At 33.8% G+C, this 21,931-nt stretch carries 20 protein-coding genes; 1 reads left to right on the forward strand and 19 read right to left on the reverse strand.

The genetic code is table 11. From position 1 onward, the window contains the following. Nucleotides 1-182: 182 nt before the first annotated feature. The 14 genes from speD to ABID96_RS16665 form a co-directional block, all read right to left on the reverse strand. Nucleotides 183-569, reverse strand: coding sequence for an adenosylmethionine decarboxylase (gene speD / locus ABID96_RS16600; RefSeq protein ID WP_088002927.1), 387 nt, complete (start codon nucleotides 567-569; stop codon nucleotides 183-185). Nucleotides 570-901: 332 nt separating this feature from the next. Beyond that, nucleotides 902-1,927 (reverse strand): glyceraldehyde-3-phosphate dehydrogenase, encoded by a 1,026-nt coding sequence (locus tag ABID96_RS16605; protein ID WP_192602969.1) that lies wholly within the window; start codon nucleotides 1,925-1,927, stop codon nucleotides 902-904. A gap of 101 nt (nucleotides 1,928-2,028) precedes the next feature. Continuing rightward, nucleotides 2,029-2,622, reverse strand: coding sequence for a dephospho-CoA kinase (coaE, locus tag ABID96_RS16610; protein ID WP_192602970.1), 594 nt, complete (start codon nucleotides 2,620-2,622; stop codon nucleotides 2,029-2,031). 80 nt (nucleotides 2,623-2,702) lie between these two features. Beyond that, nucleotides 2,703-3,353 (reverse strand): sporulation membrane protein YtaF, encoded by a 651-nt coding sequence (gene ytaF / locus ABID96_RS16615; RefSeq protein WP_192602971.1) that lies wholly within the window; start codon nucleotides 3,351-3,353, stop codon nucleotides 2,703-2,705. Nucleotides 3,354-3,411: 58 nt separating this feature from the next. Beyond that, nucleotides 3,412-4,245, reverse strand: coding sequence for a DNA-formamidopyrimidine glycosylase (mutM, locus tag ABID96_RS16620; protein WP_192602972.1), 834 nt, complete (start codon nucleotides 4,243-4,245; stop codon nucleotides 3,412-3,414). Between the two features lie 20 nt (nucleotides 4,246-4,265). Further along, entirely contained in the window at nucleotides 4,266-6,899 is a 2,634-nt protein-coding gene (gene polA / locus ABID96_RS16625; protein ID WP_192602973.1) for a DNA polymerase I, read from the reverse strand. Nucleotides 6,900-7,165: 266 nt separating this feature from the next. Beyond that, nucleotides 7,166-7,339: a DUF4177 domain-containing protein gene (locus ABID96_RS16630; protein ID WP_192602974.1), complete on the reverse strand. Its 174-nt coding sequence runs from the start codon at nucleotides 7,337-7,339 to the stop codon at nucleotides 7,166-7,168. A 216-nt stretch (nucleotides 7,340-7,555) separates the two neighbouring features. Further along, nucleotides 7,556-9,304 carry a two-component system histidine kinase PnpS gene (gene pnpS / locus ABID96_RS16635; protein WP_192602975.1) on the reverse strand — a complete coding sequence of 583 codons (1,749 nt, stop codon included), beginning with the start codon at nucleotides 9,302-9,304 and terminating at the stop codon, nucleotides 7,556-7,558. Continuing rightward, complete coding sequence (locus tag ABID96_RS16640) at nucleotides 9,297-10,013, reverse strand: winged helix-turn-helix domain-containing protein (protein ID WP_192602976.1); 717 nt, start codon at nucleotides 10,011-10,013, stop codon at nucleotides 9,297-9,299. The genes pnpS and ABID96_RS16640 overlap by 8 nt, the downstream gene beginning before the upstream one ends. A 426-nt stretch (nucleotides 10,014-10,439) precedes the next feature. Next, entirely contained in the window at nucleotides 10,440-10,910 is a 471-nt protein-coding gene (locus ABID96_RS16645) for a MaoC/PaaZ C-terminal domain-containing protein (RefSeq protein WP_088002899.1), read from the reverse strand. Between the two features lie 153 nt (nucleotides 10,911-11,063). Further along, the gene (gene mdh / locus ABID96_RS16650; protein ID WP_192602977.1) at nucleotides 11,064-12,002 is read right to left on the reverse strand and encodes a malate dehydrogenase; all 939 of its coding nucleotides are present in this window, start codon (nucleotides 12,000-12,002) and stop codon (nucleotides 11,064-11,066) included. Between the two features lie 31 nt (nucleotides 12,003-12,033). Continuing rightward, nucleotides 12,034-13,317, reverse strand: a complete 1,284-nt coding sequence (icd, locus tag ABID96_RS16655; protein WP_192603176.1) for an NADP-dependent isocitrate dehydrogenase — start codon at nucleotides 13,315-13,317, stop codon at nucleotides 12,034-12,036. Nucleotides 13,318-13,434: 117 nt separating this feature from the next. Continuing rightward, entirely contained in the window at nucleotides 13,435-14,553 is a 1,119-nt protein-coding gene (gene citZ, locus ABID96_RS16660) for a citrate synthase (RefSeq protein WP_192602978.1), read from the reverse strand. Nucleotides 14,554-14,729: 176 nt separating this feature from the next. Further along, nucleotides 14,730-15,191, reverse strand: coding sequence for a DUF441 domain-containing protein (locus ABID96_RS16665; RefSeq protein WP_088002887.1), 462 nt, complete (start codon nucleotides 15,189-15,191; stop codon nucleotides 14,730-14,732). Between the two features lie 121 nt (nucleotides 15,192-15,312). On the opposite strand from ABID96_RS16665, the gene ytvI reads away from it, so the two are divergent. Then, the gene (gene ytvI, locus ABID96_RS16670; protein ID WP_088002884.1) at nucleotides 15,313-16,434 is read left to right on the forward strand and encodes a sporulation integral membrane protein YtvI; all 1,122 of its coding nucleotides are present in this window, start codon (nucleotides 15,313-15,315) and stop codon (nucleotides 16,432-16,434) included. 20 nt (nucleotides 16,435-16,454) lie between these two features. On the opposite strand, the gene ABID96_RS16675 is transcribed toward ytvI, so the two are convergent. The 5 genes from ABID96_RS16675 to accD form a co-directional block, all read right to left on the reverse strand. After that, nucleotides 16,455-16,823, reverse strand: coding sequence for an FxsA family protein (locus ABID96_RS16675; protein ID WP_192602979.1), 369 nt, complete (start codon nucleotides 16,821-16,823; stop codon nucleotides 16,455-16,457). A gap of 96 nt (nucleotides 16,824-16,919) precedes the next feature. Next, entirely contained in the window at nucleotides 16,920-18,674 is a 1,755-nt protein-coding gene (gene pyk, locus ABID96_RS16680) for a pyruvate kinase (protein ID WP_192602980.1), read from the reverse strand. 123 nt (nucleotides 18,675-18,797) lie between these two features. Further along, nucleotides 18,798-19,757 (reverse strand): 6-phosphofructokinase, encoded by a 960-nt coding sequence (gene pfkA, locus ABID96_RS16685; protein ID WP_192602981.1) that lies wholly within the window; start codon nucleotides 19,755-19,757, stop codon nucleotides 18,798-18,800. Nucleotides 19,758-20,009: 252 nt separating this feature from the next. Then, on the reverse strand, nucleotides 20,010-20,966 hold the full coding sequence (gene accA, locus ABID96_RS16690; RefSeq protein WP_192602982.1) for an acetyl-CoA carboxylase carboxyl transferase subunit alpha: 957 nt from the start codon (nucleotides 20,964-20,966) through the stop codon (nucleotides 20,010-20,012). Further along, nucleotides 20,966-21,766: an acetyl-CoA carboxylase, carboxyltransferase subunit beta gene (gene accD, locus ABID96_RS16695; RefSeq protein ID WP_088003030.1), complete on the reverse strand. Its 801-nt coding sequence runs from the start codon at nucleotides 21,764-21,766 to the stop codon at nucleotides 20,966-20,968. The genes accA and accD overlap by 1 nt, the downstream gene beginning before the upstream one ends. Nucleotides 21,767-21,931 lie beyond the last annotated feature (165 nt).

Consider the following 21,931-nt stretch of genomic DNA (forward strand, 5'->3'; position numbering starts at 1 on the left):
CTTTCATTGGGATTTGGCTTATGACCTCGAGCAGCTAGGAGCCGGAACTAGACACCAAGAAATGTGGAAGGCGACTAGTCATAAGACAAATCCCTATTTTCTCTACAACTTTGGGAACATATTTCGCACTCCATTTTTATAGACGAAAAAAGAGAGGTGAATAATCACCTCTCTCCATTTTTTTAGTTACCACTAACAACTTTTACTTTATTAACTTGAATGGGACCCATTCCTCTAGGTAGCTCAACATTTTCACGCGTATCAGCTTCAAGAGCCTCAGCGATATAGTTTGCAGCTACATTTGGATCAATTCTATCACCGCAAGTGTAAACATCAATACTTGCATAACCATGCTCAGGAAAACTGTGAATAGTTAAATGTGATTCTGAAATGATTACGACACCACTAACGCCATGAGGAGCGAACTTGTGAAAAGCAACTTCACGAATTTCTGCACCAGAACGTAATGCAGCATCAACAAAAGTCTCCTCAATAAATTTCATATCATTTAATTTTTCTGTGTTACAACCCCATAATTCCGAAATGACGTGACGACCCATAGTATCCATATTCATTTCCCCCTTAAATAATTTTACATGACTCCTATTGCAAAAGTATGATCAACTACCACGGGGGAAAGTTAGTCCAAAGAGGTCCTAACCCTTTAAGTAGTTAGTTATACTTTTAGAAGTTCACGAAAGTTAGTATACTTTTTTTAAATTTGAATTGCAAGATAAATTTCATTTTTTTGTAATTTACTAGTTTAAATGTTAAAAAAATATGTATAAAACAAGCTATGTGCTTGAGTGCCAAGCATTCTTGCAAACTTCGAAAAGACTAGCCGACATTAAATCAGCTAGTCTTTTGTATTCGCTTACATTAGTTTGTGAAATTACGTTTCTTAATTTTGAACTGGTTCAAGTTTAGAAATTTTAGAAGCAACAATTGACACTAAGTCAACTACACGTCTAGAATAACCCCACTCATTATCATACCAAGCTAGTACTTTCACTTTTGTACCACCAATTACCATTGTTGAAAGTGAATCAATGATTGCAGAATGTGTATTACTGTTAAAATCAATTGATACTAATGGTTCATTACAGAATTCAATGATTCCGTGCATTGAACCTTTAGAAGCAGTTTCAAATACTTCATTTATTTCTTCTACTGTTACTTCTCTTTTTAAATCAACAACTAAATCTACAAGTGATACGTTTGGTGTAGGTACACGTAATGCCATACCATGTAATTTTCCATCTAAATGAGGTAATACTTTTGAAAGTGCTTTAGCTGCTCCAGTTGTTGTTGGAATGATTGACTGGCTACAAGCACGAGCTCTACGTAAATCCTTATGTGGATTATCTATATTTTTTTGATCATTTGTAAATGAGTGAACTGTCGTCATTAATCCATTTACAACTCCAAATTGCTCATCTAATACTTTGACAACTGGCGCTAAACAGTTCGTAGTACATGAAGCATTTGAAATCACATTGTGTTGTTCTAAGTCTAATTTTTCATCGTTTACACCAATTACAACAGTTATATCTTCATTTTTACCTGGTGCAGTTAGGATAACTTTTTGAGCTCCTGCAGTTAAGTGCATTTTTGCTTTTTCTGCGTCATTAAATTTCCCAGTTGCTTCGATCACGATATCTACATTTAGTTCGTTCCATGGAAGTAACTCTGGATTTCTCTCACTAATTAGGTCAACACGTTTTCCATCAACAAGTAAGTGATCTGTGTTCGCTATAACCTCACCGTCAAATTTCCCATGAACAGTGTCGTATTTAATTAAATGCGCTAAAGTTTCAGCTGGATAGCTAGCATTTATCGCAACGATGTTATAATCTGCATTTTTAATTGCTTGACGGAAAACCATGCGTCCAATTCGACCAAATCCATTTATTGCTACATTTACCATAAGTAAACCCCCAATTAAGTTATACTGATTTATTATATCCCCTTAATTAGTATAACACATAACGCAGATTTTGGTTAAACTATTTACATTATTTCTATAAATTATTTTATTTTTTTTAATAAATCCATTACCTGTTTTTTTGTCTCATCTAGATTTCCATTATTATCGATCACAAAATCTGCTCTTGCTTCTTTTTCTTTAACAGGTATTTGAGATGAAATTCTACTGATTGCTTCTGCTCTTGTTAATTGATTTCGATTCATTAATCTACTTAACTGTGTTTCTTCATTTACTGTAACGACAATAACTTTTTCAACGAAATGTACTAAATTACTTTCATATAATAGTGGTATGTCCATTATGACAAGAGACTCGCCGTTTGCTAAATATGTATTGGTTTGCTCTAACATAACTCGTCTTACTTCTGGATGTACAATGGAATTTAATTGTAAGCGCTTTTCTTTGTCATTAAAAATAATGCTACCAAGTAGAGGGCGATTAATCTCTCCATTTTGTAGGACGATCTCCGGACCGAATGCCTCAATAATTTTCATATAGGCAGGTTGTCCAATTTCAACCACTTCTTTTGCAATGATGTCTGCATCGACAATTGGTATGTTACATTCCTTTAAAAAATTTGAAACTGTACTTTTTCCACTAGCAATACTGCCAGTTAAACCAAAAACTTTTCCCATTTATATCTTCTCCTCACAAAGTTATAGAGGTACCAAATGGAAGAAACTCCATTCGGGTACACTCTAACAGATTGAACTCATTACATTTTCATTAATCCTAGTAAAATCAAGAATACACCTGGTAAAAAAGTTAATTTCTGTAGCCAACTATTTTGTGATAGAACATTACCTAATTTCATACCAAACAATAAAAATAGCGCACTGGCAGTTGATGTTACGGCTGCTGTTAATAATGGTGAAAATCCAAGCATCGATGCTCCAATACCAGCTCCAAACGCATCAAGTGATAGTGCAAAGCCTAATAACATCGCTTCTAATCCATTAATACTACCAGAACGGTCTAAGTCTGCCGCTGTAGGCTTTTTGAGTATTTTGACAACAATTCCGAGCACTTCAATTTCGAAATTGATAATTGTATCTTCAGAATCAATTTTTTCCTCAATAACTGAATTTGACCCTTTATTTGATCGGTAAAATTGATATAAAACCCATAAGCCTATACAAACTAGTACAAATCCACCAATTCTTTTCGCTATGATTGGGGAGAAAAAATTAGTAACCGCATGGCCAATCCCCATTGAGGTCATTAAAATGATCCCTGAACAAATTGCAATTGTGATAATTGATTTCATAGGGATCTTAACTTTTCTAAGTCCATAAGTGAAACCAACACTACAGCTATCTAGGCTTAATGCACATGCTAGTAGAATTAATGATAGCATATTTACCATAAAAATAGGCTCCTCTCTTTCGTACTCACGTTATAGTATGAAAGAGAGGAACCGTATGTTAATTTTTTTTAGGCTGACAGATTGGACAATACGAAGTCCCTCTTCCGCCTACTGTTATTTTTTCAATTGGTTGACCACAAGTTACACATTCTAAACCTTTACGACCATAAACTTTAATTATCTCCTGGAAAGTACCAATTTTCCCTTGAGAATTAACATAAGATCGAATCGTACTCCCACCTAGATCAACAGCTTCCTGCAATGTTTCAGTGATGATCCTTGCAAGTTCTTTAATCTGTTTTGGCTTCAATGCTGATGCAATCGTTTCTGGATGAATACCGGCTCTAAATAAAACTTCGTCAACATAAATATTCCCTAGACCAACTACTAACTCCTGATCCAGTAAGACTACTTTTATTTTTCTATTTGACTGTCCAATTTTCGTCTTCAAATACTCAGCGTTAAATTCATCTGAAAAAGGCTCTGGGCCAAGCTTAGCTAAAGGTGGCTGGAATTGTTCTTCACCTTTTACAAATAAATGCATAGTACCGAATTTACGCACATCTTGATAACGAAGCTCTGTATCATCATCAAATAAAAACCTCACATGAGTATGTGCTGCTACAGGCTCATCTGCTGGAAAGACGCGATACTTCCCTTCCATTCTAAGGTGTGAAACAAGAGTAAAATCCTTTAGCTGAAATAAAAGAAATTTTCCTCGGCGATGAATATCCTCAACAGTTTGTCCTTGCAATAATAACTGAAATTCTTCAATATCCTTAGGTTGTTTAATGATATTTTCCCATGAAACAATTACTGAAGAAATCGTCTTTCCAACGACTAAATCAAATAATGTTCTTCTTACCGTTTCAACTTCAGGTAGTTCTGGCATTTACATTACTTCCATTCTATTTATTTTGCTTCAAACCATGATTCACCAGAGTTGTAATCGACTTTTAGGGGAACAACTAACTCAACAGCATGTTCCATAACTTCTGGTACTAGTTTTTCTAAAATAGCTAATTCTTCTTTTGGCGCTTCTAAAATTAATTCATCGTGTACTTGTAGAATTAATTTAGCTTGAAGCTTTTCAGATTTTAAGCGCTCATCTAATAAAATCATCGCTTTTTTAATAATATCCGCTGCACTTCCTTGAATAGGTGTGTTCATTGCAGTTCGTTCAGCGAAACCTCGAACATTAAAGTTTGAGCTTGTGATTTCAGGAATGTAACGACGTCTATTTAAAATCGTACTAACAAACCCATCTAATTTAGCTTTTTGAATGATATCTGACATATAATCTTTGACTTTAGGGTAACTAGCAAAATATTTTTCAATAAAGATAGAAGCTTCTTTACGTGTAATACCAAGCCCTTGAGATAAACCATAATCACTTATTCCATAAACTATTCCGAAGTTTACTGCTTTCGCTTGTCTTCTCATATTACTAGTTACTTCGTCCTCGTTTACATGAAATACATCCATAGCCGTTTTTGTATGAACATCAAAATCATTTTTAAATGCTTCCATTAGGTTTTCATCTTGTGCAATATGTGCAAGAACCCTTAATTCGATTTGAGAATAATCCGCTGCAAAAATGACCCAGTCTTTCTTTGAAGCAACAAATGCTTTTCTAATTTTTCTTCCTTCTTCCAAACGAATCGGTATATTTTGAAGGTTTGGATCAATTGAACTTAATCGACCAGTTTGTGCTAATACTTGATTGAATCGTGTATGAACCTTGGAATCAGCTGCATTAATCACCTTTAATAAGCCTTCAACATAAGTAGAATTCAATTTACCCACTTGTCTAAAATGTAAAATCATCCTAATAATTTCATGTTCAGATTCTAATTTTTCAAGTACATCAGCTGAAGTTGAATAACCTGTTTTCGTTTTTTTACCTGAAGGCAGCTGAAGTTTTTCAAATATAATAACACCTAATTGTTTCGGAGAGTTAATATTAAACTTTTCACCAGCAAGTTCATAAATTTTCTCTTCAAGTTCTTTTAATTTACTTGCCAATTCAGTGCCCATCTTCTTAAGTGTTTCTTCTTGAACAGTCACTCCTTCAAATTCCATATCTCCAAGGATAAACGTTAAAGGTAGCTCTAATTCTGTTAGAAGCTCATATTGACTATTTTTACGTAGCGATTCTTCAAGAGATTCCTTCAACTTACTAATAGCGATTGTTTTTCGAACAACATAATCTGCTAATAATTCTTTAGCAGGCTGTGCTTGTTTAGCCCCTTTACCGTAAATTGACTCAGCTGTTTGAATTGAAAAATTTATTTTTCCATTAATCAAATCAGAGAATTCTTTATTTGACTGAGCTGGATCATTAATATAGGAAGCAAGTAGTGGATCAAAATCAACACCTTTTAAATGGATATCTTTCCATTTTAAAGCCACATACGCTCCTTTAGCATCATAAACATTTTTCTTCGCTCGTTCATCCTCTAGCCATGTTTTAAAAATATCAGACTCTAAACCAACAGTTGTCGGGATAAAGAAATGACCTTTTTCATTTGATAAACCAAATCCTTGAATTACCTCAGTATGATAGTTCTCACCAACCATTTCAACAATTAAGCTAGAATCATTGCTTAAGTGATCTTCACTAATTGTTTCAAGAACCTCAAACTTTATTTCTTCTAATTCCTCTGTTGGTTCATTTTCGAGCGATACACCTAATTTTGTAAGCAATGATGTAAATCCAAGTGATTTAAAAAATTCTGCCACCTTGTCCATTTCAGCGTCTGGTCGCAGTGTATCATTAACCGTTAATTCTATTGGTGAATCTGTATTAATTGTAGCTAATTCTTTACTCATTAATGCTTGTTCTTTGTTTTCACTTAAATTTTGAAGTAATTTTGCACCACTTACTTCATCAATGTTTTCATAAACACCTTCAACAGTTTTAAATTGTTTTAGAAGTTTAATCGCCGTTTTTTCACCAATTCCAGGAACGCCAGGAATATTATCAGACTTATCGCCCATTAATCCTTTCATATCAACAATTTGCTCTGGTGTCAGTTCATATTTTTCTAAAATGGCTGCAGGCGTAAACTCTTCAACCTCTGTAATCCCTTTTTTCGTCATACTTACTGTAACTTGCTCATCGACAAGTTGTAATAAATCTCGATCTCCAGAAATGACTTTTACTTCATAGTCTTCTTTTGAAGCTTGCTGAGCCAAGGTACCTATAATATCATCAGCCTCGTAATTTTCTAATTCATAGCGTGCAATTCCATACGTATCTAATAACTGTCGCACCAATGGAAATTGCTCACTTAATTCAGGTGGCGTTTTCTGTCTTCCACCCTTATATTCTTTAAACGTGCTATGTCTAAAAGTTGTTTTTCCGGCGTCAAAAGCTACAAGCATATGACTTGGTTTTTCATCTTCAAGAATTTTCATTAACATCATTGTAAAACCATAAATTGCATTCGTATGTACACCTTTATCGTTACTCAAAAGTGGTAAAGCAAAAAAGGCCCTATATGCAATACTATTTCCATCAATCAGTATTAGTTTCTTTTTCAAAATAAATCCTCCATATCACTAAGAAATGAGTAAGGCGTTTTCTACATCATAAATAATGATTTAGGGTTACGCTTATTAACTCGCATTTATCTACTCTTACTGCGCGAATTCCTTCTTTTCCTGCTCTTTTCATTTTATCTATATTTTACCATGAACTATTCACAAATGAAAAAGAGGTAGTCTAAGGAATCTTATTTTCTTAAAGAATCATATCACCAAAGGAGTGTACTTCTTTTAAGAAATAAAATCTTAGAACTTCCTCTTAATTAATCGTGTAGTTCTCTTTCAAAAATCAATTCAACACATGCGCCTTCTTGTACTTTTTGATTATTTAATACTTGATGCAATCGCCAACCACTTTTTGCGTAATTACCAACTACATCATAATAATGACGGTTTGAGGATTTAGTGTTAACTTTTACAAATTCATATTCGTACATTGGCAACCCTCCACACTCTGTTCTTATAATCATAATTTCCCCAAATTTAAGGAAAGTAATATTAACAAAAAATGAAAAATAAAGTAAACAAAAAATCCCGAGAGCAGTGTCTGCTCTCGGTTTCATTCTAACTCCTTGGATGAAGGGGTTTTCATCATTACTATAACAATTTTATATTAACGATAATTAAATCTACTGTAAAATCCTTGTAAATTGTTACAAAATAATATGTTTTTTCAGCGTTACAATAAATGATGTACCATGGCCTAACTTGCTTTCTACTTCAATTTTTCCTTTGTGAGCTTCAACAAGATGCTTTACGATTGCAAGGCCTAACCCCGTTCCTCCAGAGTTTCTACTTCTCGCTTTATCAACTCGATAAAAACGTTCAAAAATACGAGATATTTCTTCTTTACCAATTCCAACTCCAGTATCATTTACACGTACAACAATTTGCTCATTCGTTTCTGAAGCTGTTATAAAAACTTTACCACCATTTGGAGTATAATGGATTGCATTATCAATTAGATTAATAAAAACTTGTTTTAATCGCAGTGCATCTGCATTTACAACTAACGGAGTTTTTAAATATAGTGCAAAATCAATATCTTTTTCTTCGGCTTTTTGAATTAGCATCTGCTGAACTTCTTCAATAATGAGTTTTACAGATACATCATTTCTATCTAATTTAAAATTCTGTTGTTCAATTTTTGAAAGATCTAATAAATCTTGAATTAATGATTGCATTCGATCACTTTCAGTCAAAATAATTGATAAGAAATTTTTACACAGCTCTTCATTCTCCATTGCACCATCAAGTAAAGTCTCAGTAAACCCTTTAATTGATGTAATTGGTGTTTTAAGCTCATGAGATACATTCGCAAAGAAATCCTTACGTACCTGTTCAAGTTTTTTCAATTCGCTAATATCATGGAAAACTAACACGATCCCTTTCCACTCATGGTTAATACCGATGATTGGTGCCCCGTAAACTTCAAAGTGTTTTCTTTCAATTGAAAGTGGTAAAATGATTTGCTTCCTTACTTTTACTTCCTTTAGAAAAATTTCTTCAACAATTTCAACGATTTCTTTATGCTTAAATGCATCGTAATACAATTCACCAATGATACTTCTAGAATCAACTTTAAATATTTCTTTATAAGTTTTATTAATTAGATTTACATGTCCCCTACTATTTATGAGTACAACACTACTACCAATATTATGGATAAGTGTATTTAACCGATCTTGCTGCATTTCTTGTTGAGTCGTCATTTCTTGGAGATTTTTTGCCAATATATTCATTGATTGACTCAACATTGTTGTAGTTTCATTACTTTCGGTAAATGTTCTAGCTTTATAATTCCCTTTAGATAACTCAATTGCGACTTGTGTAATGTCATCAATTGGTTTAGAAAATTGATGAGAATATCGAATGACTAGTACAATAATTGTCATTAGTACAAAACCTAATAAAGAAATTAATAAGATCCATATACTACGATAAACTTCATTTATTGATTTAATCGAGTAATCAATTAGTAGGTACCGCGTATCCCCATCCTTGTTTACTACTTTTTTACCGTAGAATTTTTCACTATCATCCTCATGTTTTAGTTTGATGGCCTCATTATTTTTATCCAAATTTTTAAAGAAGGATGTTAGCGTACTGTTTGATAATTTGAGTTCATTATTAGATTTTGCTACTAAGTGACTTTGATCATCATATATAAAAACTTCAATATTCAAGTCTTCTGAAATACTGTTCATCGTTTTTACAGTAATTTCATTTGGAGTAGATTCAATAAAAGAAGCGATTAAATTAGTCTCTTTTTCGATTCTTTGGTCATAGCTTGTCAGATAGAATGACTTAAAAGTCTGACCAAGGATTACTCCTAGGATCATTAAAATAACGATGATAATACTTGATAAACCATAAAGCAATTTCTGATTCAGTTTACTCATTGAATCTCGGTTCCTCTAGTTTATAACCTAATCCTCTAATTGTTTTAATGTATTGTGGTTTTTTCGAATCTTGCTCAATTTTTTCTCTTAAATGACTAATATGAACGTCTACAATTCGAGTATCTCCTGCAAAATCATAGTTCCAAACCGCACTTAATAACTGGTCTCTTGTTAAAACTCTACCTTTATTTTTCGTTAAATATAATAACAGCTCAAATTCCTTAGGAGTTAATTCTAAAATTTGTCCTTGGAAATAAGCTTCATAGTATTCTGGTAATATTTTCAAATCTGCAATAATTAATGTATCAGTTTCATCATTCGTTACTACTGGAGTTTCAGTAATCTTACTTCTTCTTAAAATCGCTTTAACTCTTGCTACAACTTCCCTAGGGCTAAATGGTTTAGTCATATAGTCATCAGCACCTAGTTCTAAGCCTAAAACTTTATCAAATTCATCGTCTTTTGCTGTAACCATTAAAATCGGTGTTGTATTTCTTTGTAGACGTAATTCTTTACATACTTCCATACCATCTTTTTTAGGTAACATTAAATCTAACACTATTAATTCTGGTTTTTCATCTGTTGCTTTTTGCAATGCTTCATCACCATCGATTGCTGTAACAACTTGAAATCCAGCTTGTTCTAAGTTGAATTTAATTAAAGTTAAGATATGTTCTTCATCGTCTACTACAAGAATTTTATTGTTCATTACATATTCCTCCAGGCTTTTTTAGAAAACCTTCATCCACATTATCTCTATATCTTTTTTAATCATACTAAAAATTCTGTATTACGTAAATTTAAATACTTATTCTTTATTTTCCCTAGTAGTGAAAAATTTATTGATTGTTTTAGCCAACACTCTATATGATATATAGAATATTAAAAGACATTCATTGGAGTGGAAGATGCGAGACTTCTATGAGAATAGCGGATAGGGTCAGACCCCTCACAAGTAAGGTAGGCATGCTAAAAACACGACGTCCTGTTGTAACGCATACATGATCCACATCGTGTGGACCCAGTAGGCTCCGCTCTCGCCCCATGGAAAGCGAGCATCCTGAAACGGAAAACAACATTCTTTTTAACAGAGCCTAAAAAAAAAATAAAAAAAGAATGTCGTATAACATTCTTCTTAAAAATTATCGTATAAAAGACTATTGGATTGCTCTACTGTTGGTGGAATAACTGTAATATTACCTGATGCAATTTTAAGTTGCGATTTATTTAAAACGCTTACATTTAATGATACTTCTTTATTCTTCAAATCAATATCAACTACTTCGAAATGAATTGAAATAGTTTCATTATGGTGTAAATGATGATGATATTCCATTTCTTTTTTTATTTCATGGCTACCAGGACCAGGTAAGTGTTTTGTCACTGCAGCTGATACCATCCCACTAATTAAAACACCAGGTACAATCGGTTTCTGGAATTTTGTTTGTGATGCATAATTATATTCTGTATATAAAGGGTTTGTATCTCCAGTTAATGCGAGGTATAAATAAATATGTTTTTCTTCTATGTGTTCTGTAACAATTAACTTTTCACCAATTGATAATTCTTCAAGTTTTCGTCCGATTTTTGCTCTTTTTGTTAACATATTGAACCCCCTGTTTATCTTAATATTTTAAAAATTCTATAAACGAAGTCGATAATCCTTCTTTTATTTACATTTTACCCAATAAATCTACTTTATTTTTATATTTATAAATAATAAAAAGGCTTGGTTTTACACCAAGCCTTTTCGTCACTATTAAGCTAAAACGTTCATAACGTTTTTTACTGCTTCAACTGAACGATCTAATGCTGCTTTTTCATCAGCCGTTAAATCTAATTCAATAATTTGCTCAATACCGTTTCCACCGATGATTGTTGGAACACCTAAGTAGATACCTTTATATCCATACTCACCTTCTAAGTAAGCAATAGTTGGTAATACACGGCGTTGATCTTTAAGGATTGCTTCAACCATTTCTACTAATGAAGCAGCTGGTGCATAGTATGCACTACCGTTTCCTAATAGGTTAACGATTTCTCCGCCACCCTTACGAGTACGTTCAACAATAGCATCTAAACGTTCTTTTGGTATTAAGTTTTCTAATGGAATCCCACCTGCATAAGAGAAACGCACTAGTGGTACCATTTCATCACCATGTCCCCCAAGAACAAAACCAGATATATCTTTAACAGATAAGTTTAATTCTTGTGCAACGAAAGTTCTGAATCGAGCTGTATCAAGTACACCTGATTGTCCAATAACGCGATGTTTTGGGAAACCAGATTCTTTGAATACTGTATATGTCATTGCATCAACAGGGTTCGTTAAAACAACAATTGTACAGTTAGGAGAGTGCTTAACGATTTCGCGAGTAACTGCCTTCATAATGTTAGAGTTTGTTGAAACTAAATCATCACGGCTCATACCTGGTTTACGAGCAATTCCAGCTGTGATTACGACCACATCTGAGTTTGCTGTGTCAGCATAATCGCTTGTACCGATGATGTTTGCATCAAATCCTTGTACTGGACTTGCTTCAAGCATATCAAGCGCTTTACCTTTTGTAGGATTTTCTAATTGAGGAATGTCTACGATCACTACATCCCCTAATTCTTTTTGAGCAAGCAAGAAAGCTGTTGTAGCACCAGTAAATCCAGCACCTACTACAGAAATTTTACGTCTACGAATTGACATGTTAAATACCTCCCTTATGTTTACTCTTTAATTATACAAGAACTGATTCCATATTAGAAATTAATTCATTTGCAAATTCTGAGCATTTCACTTCAGTTGCGCCATCCATTAAGCGAGCGAAGTCATAAGTTACAACTTTAGAAGCAATTGTTTTCTCCATTGATTTTAAGATCATTGAAGCAGCTTCACTCCAACCCATGTGCTCAAGCATTAATACGCCTGATAAAATAACTGAAGATGGGTTAACTTTGTCTAATCCAGCATACTTAGGTGCTGTACCATGAGTAGCTTCAAAGATTGCATGTCCAGTTTCATAGTTGATATTAGCTCCTGGAGCGATACCAATTCCACCAACTTGAGCAGCAAGTGCATCAGAAATATAGTCACCATTTAAGTTCATTGTAGCAACTACATCAAACTCACGTGGTCTTGTTAAAATTTGTTGTAAGAAAATGTCAGCGATACTATCTTTTACAAGAATTTTGCCAGCTTTTTCAGCATCTTCCATTGCTTTGTTAGCAGCATCTTTACCACTAGTTTCTACAATGCGATCATACTCAGCCCATGTGAATACTTTATCACCGAATTCTTGCTCTGCAACTTCATAACCCCAGTTCTTAAATGCACCTTCAGTAAATTTCATGATGTTACCTTTATGAACTAGTGTTAATGATTTACGGTTTTCTTGAATTGCATAGTTAATCGCAGCACGTACTAAACGTTTTGTTCCTTCTTCAGAAATAGGTTTAATTCCGATACCTGATGTTTCAGGGAAACGAATTTTATTAACACCCATTTCTTTTTGTAAGAATTCTAAAACTTTTTGAACTGCTTCAGAACCTTTTTCGTATTCAATACCAGCATAAATATCTTCTGTATTTTCACGGAAAATTACCATGTCAGTATCTTCAGGACGTTTAACTGGAGAAGGTACACCTTCAAAGTAACGTACTGGACGTAAACATACGAAAAGATCTAATTCTTGACGTAGAGCAACGTTTAATGAACGAATTCCGCCTCCAACTGGAGTCGTTAAAGGTCCTTTAATAGCGATCATATATTCTTCAATAGTGTTTAAAGTTTCTTGTGGTAACCATTCGCCAGTTACATTAAATGCTTTTTCACCAGCTAATACTTCTTTCCACTCAATTTGACGAGTGCCGTTATATGCTTTTTCAACAGCTGCATCTAATACACGTGAAGATGCTGCCCAAATGTCTGGACCTGTCCCATCTCCTTCAATAAAAGGAATAATTGGATTGTTTGGAACGTTTAACTCGCCATTTACTAATGTAATTTTTTCAGCTTGCATGATTTGCTCCCCCTTGAATAAATACTTTATTACATACTTATGAGAGGAAGATTCCTCTTCCTCTCTTTACTATACCATTATTCAAACATTAAATACTATTTTAAGTATTCAATATTTTTATTATGCACGCTCTTCAATTGGAATGTAAGAGTTTTTCTCTGGACCTGTGTAATCTGCACGTGGACGGATAATACGATTGTTATCATATTGTTCTAAGATATGTGCAGTCCATCCAGACATACGACTAATTGCAAAGATCGGAGTAAATAGATCATGTTCAATTCCTAAGCTGTGATATACAGACGCAGAGTAAAAATCAACATTTGGTGGGATATTCTTTTGAGTTGTAACAATCTCTTCAATTTTTTCAGACATTGTATACCATTTTAATTCTCCAGTAATTCCACCAAGTTGGCGTGACATTTCTTTAAGATGCTTTGCACGAGGGTCTCCACCACGATATACGCGATGACCAAATCCCATGATTTTAGCTTTTGCATCCATTTTTTCTTGAATGTAAGCCTCTACATTTTCTACTTCGCCAATTTCAGCTAACATTTTCATAACGCTTTCATTTGCACCGCCGTGTAAAGGTCCTTTTAACGCACCGATAGCAGCCGTAATACCTGAATAAATATCAGATAATGTTGCTACGCAAACGCGTGCAGTAAAAGTTGAAGCATTTAATTCATGGTCAGCATGTAATACTAATGCTTTATTAATTGCTTCTTCAGCGATTTCATTAGGTTCTTCACCTGTAAGCATGTATAAGAAGTTTGCTGAGAATGAAAGATCTTTACGAGGAGCGACTGGTTCAAGTCCTTGACGAACTCGAGAAAACGCTGCCACAAATGTCGAAATTTTTGCTTGTAATTCAATTGCTTTTACATAGTTAGAGTTAGCATCCATTGCTTCAGCATTCTCGTCATATAATGCAAGCATTGAAATTACAGTACGTAACACTGTCATAGGATGTACATCTTTAAAGTTAGTAGATTTTAAGAAAGTAATAACACCTTCTGGTAATTCCGCATGATCCGCAAGTTGAGCTTTTAACTCTTTAAGTTGCTCTTTATTTGGTAATTTGCGGTGCCATAATAAGTAAACTACTTCTTCGAAACTTGCGAACTCCGCTAATTCATCGATGCCGATACCTACATACGTTAATGTATCATCAATAATAGAACTTATAGAAGTTGTAGCAGCTACAACACCCTCTAAACCACTTTTAACTGTCATATTCCCCTCTCTCCTTTACGTAAAAAATTTCCCCTAGTGTTTTACATACATATACTGGTATAACAACTAAAATATACATTTGTATATGTAGAAAGGAACCCTACTATAACTTATTATAAACAATAATCTGACTTTTGTGAATGAAAACAATTTACTAAAATATAATTATTATTAAATTACTTTATAAAATCAACAATCCATATGAATAGATATGCGATTCCAGCACCAATTAAAGGCCCAACTGCAACACCTTTAAATAAAGCAACTGACAAGACTGTTCCAAGTACTAATGCAGCTGTAATTTGTGGACTTGTTGCTAATAGATTTACCCCACCTTTTGCTAAAAGCGCAACTGCAATTCCAGATAATAATGCAATCCACGCAACTGGTGTTTTAAGGGCTTCTCCTAAATGTTTAAAACCAATTTCACCCGTTGCAATCGGTACTAATACTGCAATTGTTATGACAGTTACACCTAAATTTATTCCTTTTGACTGTAAATATGGAAAAACTCTATCACCAATTGGAGTATATTTTAATAGCAACAATACTATAATTGAAATAATTAAAGAGTTATTTTTGGCGATTACACCTATTAATAATAGGATCATTAGAAATATCGTAGATTCACTCATTATAATTTCCTTTCTATGTATAATTTATTAATAAATACATTTAAACTTTACTATTATAAAAAAATATTTCTTGGTAAAATAGAACTGAGTTAACATAATTTCTCAAATGAAAGGGGGACGAAAAATGAGCCGAGTTTTAGTTTACCAAATCATTCGTTTCTTATTTGTTACTACATGTATAATTCTCGGACTTTACGTGGCTTTGTTTGTCTCTAAACTTACATATCCATTTATTATTGCTTTTATTATCGCATTTCTATTAAATCCACTAGTAAATTTATTAAATGTAAAAGCGAAAATTCCAAGAGGTATCGCTGCATTCATCTCGATTATTTTATTGTTGTCAGTTGTTGCCGGATTATTTACTCTCTTAATCACTGAAATCATTTCGGGATCCACTTATTTAGTGCAAGTAGTACCTGAGAGCTTTCAACGTCTTGTGTTTTTTGTAGAAAACATAGTGACTGATAAAATCATACCGTTATATGATGTGGTTATGAACGAATATAGTCAGCTCGGAGCTGGTCAACAAGCAACCATTCGTACAAATATCCAGTCAATCGGGGATTCTGTTATTAATCTAGGAAAAGGTGCATTAAATGGGATTATTGATGGGATAAAATTGATCATTGCCGTACTCCCAAATACAGCTACTTTAATTTTTGTATCATTACTTGCTACATTCTTTATTAGTAAAGATTGGTATAAAATTAAAAATTTATTTGCAATTTATACGCCAAAACGAATTAAACATTACAGTAAAACAATTTTTACCGATTTACGAAAAGCATTATTCGGTTTTATCAGAGCACATATTACTTTAATTTCTATGACAACAGTGCTTGTATTAATCGGATTATTAATTTTAAGAGTACCATTTGCAATAACAATTGCAATATTAATCGGCCTAATTGATTTACTTCCATACTTAGGTACAGGTTTAATTTTTGTTCCATGGATTCTATATACATTTCTAACTAGCGATTATTCTTTAACGATTGGACTTGCAATTTTATATGCGGTCGTTATTGTTCAACGCCAACTCGCAGAACCAAAGATTTTATCTTCAAATATCGGCTTACACCCACTTCCAACATTAATTTCTTTATTTGTTGGATTTAAATTCCTTGGACTATTAGGATTAATCGTAGGTCCAGTAACCTTAGTGGTTTTATCCACATTGTACAGAGCAAAGGTATTTCATGAGCTTTGGTATTATATTAAAGGAACACATAAAAAAACGTGAAAACTTTCGTTTTCACGTTTTTATTTTTTTATATAACCTGTCCAAACAATGTTTCCTTTGAATTTTCTCATCACAAACATTAGTAAAAGTTGAACAAATTTTAGTCTTATAGGTTTAATTAATAAGATAACAGCTATCAAATCTGTCATTGGTCCAGGAATCGCTAATAATAATCCGATTAAAAAGAATGACAGTCCTTCTACCATTAATAAATCTGGCATCTTTCCAGCTCTGAACTGTTCTACAGCCTGTTGTTTTACTGTGATCCAAACATTTTTCATAATGTACGAACCAATTAATAACGTACCAATTAACCATAAGAATACGGATATTGAACCTATAAATCTACCAAGTATGATTAGAAAAATAAAGTCAATTACAGGAATCAACATTAGCCAACCGAAAAGTTTTTTCAGAGAACTCACCTCAAAATTAATTAGAATGTAAAAAAGAGAAGGAACATCGCTCCTTCTCTTTATTATATATTATAAGATACTTTTATGTCCTGTACTAACTATTCCACGAGAAGCATCTACAGTAACTGCTTGACCATTTACTAAGATATTCGTTGCATTTTCAACCCCAACGATTACCGGAATACCTAAACTTACGCCAACAACCGCAGCGTGGCTAGTTAATCCGCCTTCTTCAGTGATAATTGCTGCTGCTCTTTCAATAGCAGGCATCATGTCTTTATCAGTACAATTTGTTACTAAAATACTACCTGAAGTAACTTTAGAAACAGCTTCTTCGCCAGTTTTAGCAACAACTACTTTACCTGCTGCAGATTTACGACCAATACCTTGACCTTGAGCGATTACATCTCCAACAACATGAATTTTCATCATGTTTGTCATTCCTGTTTCACCAACAGGTAATCCAGCTGTAATGATTACTGTATCGCCATTTGAAACGAATTTCGCTTCTTGAGCTGCATCCATTGCATGTTGTAACATTTCATCTGTTGTGTTTGCTCTTTCTCTAAATTGAGTTTGAACACCCCAAACTAATGTTAGACGACGACAGATTCGGATATCTGAAGTAATTGCTAAAATCGGTGCTTTTGGACGATATTTAGAAATCATTTTCGCAGTATGTCCGCTTTCAGTAGGAGCGATAATTGCAGCTACATGTAGGTTTAGTGCAGTAGCAGCAACAGACTGACCAATTGCATCTGTAATCGTACCTTTGTTTTCTCTTTGACGTTTTTTGAATAACTCGTCATATTGAAGACTCTTTTCAATACGTAAAGCAATTGAATTCATCATAGAAACAGATTCAACAGGATATGTTCCTGCAGCCGTTTCACCTGATAACATAATTGCATCAGTTCCATCTAAAATTGCATTTGCAACGTCACTTGCTTCAGCACGTGTTGGACGTGGATTACGTTGCATTGAATCTAACATTTGAGTAGCAGTAATAACTGGCTTACCAAGAATATTACATTTTTTAATTAATGATTTTTGTACTAATGGTACATCTTCTGGTGGAATTTCTACACCCATGTCTCCACGTGCTACCATTAAACCGTCAGAAACTTCAAGGATTTCATCAATGTTATCGATCCCTTCTTGGTTCTCGATTTTTGTGATGATTTGAATGTATTCTGCGCTATGCTTTCCTAAAAGCTCACGGATTTCTAATACATCAGATGCTTTTCGTACAAATGACGCAGCGATGAAATCAATACCTTGTTCAATACCAAATTCAATATCACTTACGTCTTTTTCTGTAATACCAGGTAGGTTTACACGTACATTAGGTACATTAACACCTTTTTTATTCTTTACTAAACCACTGTTTAATATTTTCGTGCGAATATCTTTTCCTTCAATACCGATTACTTCTAATCCAATTAGACCGTCATCGATTAGGATTCTTGAACCAACATGAACATCATCGATTAAACCTTCATATGAAACCGCAAATTTTTCAGCTGTTCCCATTACAGGCTCTGTTGTAATGATTACTTCATTTCCAGTTTTTAATTCTGCTTGCCCACCTTCAAAATCTAACGTACGAATTTCAGGCCCTTTTGTATCTAATAGAATTGCTACTGTTTTACCAGTAATTTCTGATGCTTCACGGATACTCTTAATTCTTCCTGCATGCTCTTCATGTGAACCATGAGAGAAGTTTAATCGAGCTACGTTCATACCTGCATTAATTAATTGCACTAATTTTTCTACCGATTCACTAGCAGGACCAATCGTACAAACTATTTTTGTTTTACGCATTTTTTACCCTCCAAATATATATAAAGAAACTTAACTAAATCATATTACTCAGTATAGCTTACTTAAAGTATTACAATACTGATTTTCACATGCGGAAACGATTGCTCAAAAAAAGTAGCTAACTTAGATTGATAGCTCTTGAGATAATTGATACATTCCTTTATCAAGTTCATGTTTTTGTGCTAACGCTTCAATAATATCATGATCAACCAATTTATTATTTTGAATGCCTACACAACGGCCACCTTTGCCTTCCATAAGAAGTTCAACAGCTCTAGCTCCCAAACGACTAGCAAGCACTCTATCGGCTGCGCTCGGTGATCCACCACGTTGTACATGACCTAGAACAGTAACACGTGTATCAAAATTTGTTTTTTCTTCAATTACCTTACCGATTTCAATCGCACTTCCAACGCCTTCTGCAACAACAATAATACTATGTTTTTTACCACGTTCGCTACCACGAGTTAATCTACTAATAATGTCATCCATATCATAGTCACATTCTGGGATTAAAATTGTTTCAGCTCCATCTGCTAATCCAGCCCATAGAGCGATATCTCCTGCATTACGTCCCATTACTTCGATTACATATGTACGTTCATGTGAAGTGGCTGTATCACGAATCTTATCAATTGCGTCAATTACAGTATTTAAAGCTGTATCGAACCCAATTGTAAAGTCGGTTCCCGGGATATCATTATCAATCGTTCCTGGTACACCAACACATGGATATCCATGCTCAGATAATTTTTTAGCACCTTGGTAAGAACCGTCTCCACCGATCACGACTAATCCTTCAATTCCGAACTTTTTAAGTTGTTCGATACCTTTCATTTGACCTTCTAATGTTTTAAATTCAGGACAACGGGCACTAAGTAATTTTGTACCACCACGATGGATAATGTCACCTACTGAACCAAGTTCAAGTTTTTCGATATTCCCGTTGATTAAGCCAGAGTATCCTTGGTAAACACCATATACTTCTAAGCCATGAAAAATTGCTTTACGAACAACTGCACGTACTGCAGCATTCATACCAGGAGAGTCTCCCCCACTTGTTAATACTCCAATTCTTTTCATATGTATCCACCTCGAATGATTTTCCATTATTACATTATTAATTCATTTAAATAAAGTAACATGTTCTACATTTTTAGACAATAGATATAATGTGAACTTTTTCATAAACTTGTATAGAAAAATGTTTTTCTAAAATAAATCAAGCACGAAAACACAGATTTACAGATATTTTTTACAAATTTCTTAAAATAATACAAAAAAAGAGTATGCTCACATGATTGTTTCACACACTCTCGAAGTTAAATCTAAGTTTTATTTGTAAAAAGAAATCTGTCCTAACTTTGCGTGTTTATCATATCTTTGTTGAACTAGTTCTTCTTTATCCATTGATAAAATTGATTTTAATGTATCGTATAGATACTTATCAATGTTTTTCGCCTGTTGTTCAACATCATTTTGTGCTCCACCTTTTACTTCAGGTATCATCTGATCAACAACACCTAATTCAAGTAAATCTGGAGCAGTTATTTTCATTGTTTCAGCAGCCCTACGAGCTTGAGAAGCATCTTTCCATAATAATGCAGCAGCACCTTCAGGTGAAATTACAGAATATGTAGAGTTCTCTAACATCAGTAACTTGTTACCAACGCCTAAACCAAGAGCTCCACCACTTCCACCTTCACCGATTACGATACAAATTGTTGGTACTTTTAAACCTGCCATTTCAAATAAATTGCGGGCAATTGCTTCACTTTGACCACGTTCTTCAGCAGCTTTACCAGGGTATGCACCTTTTGTATCGATAAAAGTAATAATTGGTCTGTTAAATTTCTCAGCTTGCTTCATTAATCTTAATGCTTTTCTGTATCCTTCCGGATGAGGCATTCCGAAATTGCGTCGTATATTTTCTTTTGTATCTTTGCCTCGTTGATGACCGATTACTGTGACTGGCAATCCATGATAAGATGCAATACCACCTATAATAGCAGCGTCATCACCAAATAATCTATCTCCATGACATTCAAAGAAATCTGTAAATAAACGGTTTATATAATCCATAGTTGTCGGACGTTCTGGATGTCTTGCTACTTGAACACGATCCCAAACTCCCATATTGCCATAAATCTCATTTTCTAATGTTTTTAAACGTTCTTCTAATCGTCTAATTTCTTCAGAAAAGTCTACATCATGTTGGTTTGTATAAACTTTCAGTTCATCTATTTTTGTTTTTAGCTCATGAATCGGTTTTTCAAATTCTAACATAACCACTATTGAAGGACACCTCCTTGATGTAAATGAAGGATCGTATATAATTTTGAACGCATTTCTGTACGAGGAAGAACTGCATCAAGTTGTCCATGATTTAAAAGAAACTCTGCTGTTTGGAAATCCTCAGGCAATTCTTCACGAATGGTTTGTTCGATGATTCGACGACCCGCAAATCCAATTAATGCACCAGGCTCTGCAAAATTGAAATCTCCTAATGATGCGAAACTTGCAGATACTCCGCCTGTTGTAGGATTTGTAAGAATCGAAATTGCTAAACATCCAAGTTCGCTGTGTCTATTAAGTGCAGCACTTGTTTTGGCCATTTGCATTAAGCTTAAGATACCTTCTTGCATTCTTGCTCCACCAGAAGCAGTAAAAATGATGAAAGGTAAAAATTCTGAAGTTGCACGTTCAATTGCTCTCGTAATTTTTTCACCAACTACAGATCCCATACTTCCCATTCTAAATCTTGAATCCATAACTGCAATTACAACAGGAATTCCATCAATCGTACCTTTTCCTGTTACAACGGCTTCGTTTAAATCAGTCTTTTTACGGTCACTTTCAAGTTTTTCTATATAATCAGGGAAATGTAAAGGATTCGAAGAAATCATTTCCTTATCAAACTCTTCGAATGAAGCTTCATCAAGTAAAAATTCAATTCTTTCAAAAGCAGTCATTTGATGATGAAAACCACAATTACTACAAACTTTTACATTTTTTATTAATTCTTTCGTTATGCTTATTTTTTTACATTTAGGACATTTTGTCATAACACCATCAGGTAAATCTTGTTTCATTACTTCTGAAGGTATGGATGCATATTTTTTCTTTTTGGAAAATAAGTCTTTTATTTGCAACCTAATTCCTCCTAACTTTTTTAGTACTAAATACTAATAGGATACAATAAATGTTATACACTTTTTGTTAACATTTGTCGATAAAATTCAGCTAAATTTCGTCAT

The sequence above is a fragment of the Gottfriedia sp. OAE603 genome, assembly GCF_040543965.1.
GTDB lineage: Bacteria > Bacillota > Bacilli > Bacillales > Bacillaceae_G > Gottfriedia > Gottfriedia solisilvae.

Bases quoted from the DNA above. Each gene is read 5' to 3' on its own strand.
- ytvI (WP_088002884.1), top strand. From the start codon at position 15,313: ATGAGCCGAGTTTTAGTTTACCAAATCATTCGTTTCTTATTTGTTACT.
- ABID96_RS16605 (WP_192602969.1), bottom strand. From the start codon at position 1,927: ATGGTAAATGTAGCAATAAATGGATTTGGTCGAATTGGACGCATGGTT.
- accD (WP_088003030.1), bottom strand. From the start codon at position 21,766: ATGAAACAAGATTTACCTGATGGTGTTATGACAAAATGTCCTAAATGT.
- pyk (WP_192602980.1), bottom strand. From the start codon at position 18,674: ATGCGTAAAACAAAAATAGTTTGTACGATTGGTCCTGCTAGTGAATCG.
- mdh (WP_192602977.1), bottom strand. From the start codon at position 12,002: ATGTCAATTCGTAGACGTAAAATTTCTGTAGTAGGTGCTGGATTTACT.
- ABID96_RS16630 (WP_192602974.1), bottom strand. From the start codon at position 7,339: ATGTACGAATATGAATTTGTAAAAGTTAACACTAAATCCTCAAACCGT.
- mutM (WP_192602972.1), bottom strand. From the start codon at position 4,245: ATGCCAGAACTACCTGAAGTTGAAACGGTAAGAAGAACATTATTTGAT.
- ytaF (WP_192602971.1), bottom strand. From the start codon at position 3,353: ATGGTAAATATGCTATCATTAATTCTACTAGCATGTGCATTAAGCCTA.
- pfkA (WP_192602981.1), bottom strand. From the start codon at position 19,757: ATGAAAAGAATTGGAGTATTAACAAGTGGGGGAGACTCTCCTGGTATG.
- coaE (WP_192602970.1), bottom strand. From the start codon at position 2,622: ATGGGAAAAGTTTTTGGTTTAACTGGCAGTATTGCTAGTGGAAAAAGT.
- pnpS (WP_192602975.1), bottom strand. From the start codon at position 9,304: ATGAGTAAACTGAATCAGAAATTGCTTTATGGTTTATCAAGTATTATC.
- citZ (WP_192602978.1), bottom strand. From the start codon at position 14,553: ATGACAGTTAAAAGTGGTTTAGAGGGTGTTGTAGCTGCTACAACTTCT.
- ABID96_RS16640 (WP_192602976.1), bottom strand. From the start codon at position 10,013: ATGAACAATAAAATTCTTGTAGTAGACGATGAAGAACATATCTTAACT.
- ABID96_RS16645 (WP_088002899.1), bottom strand. From the start codon at position 10,910: ATGTTAACAAAAAGAGCAAAAATCGGACGAAAACTTGAAGAATTATCA.
- speD (WP_088002927.1), bottom strand. From the start codon at position 569: ATGGATACTATGGGTCGTCACGTCATTTCGGAATTATGGGGTTGTAAC.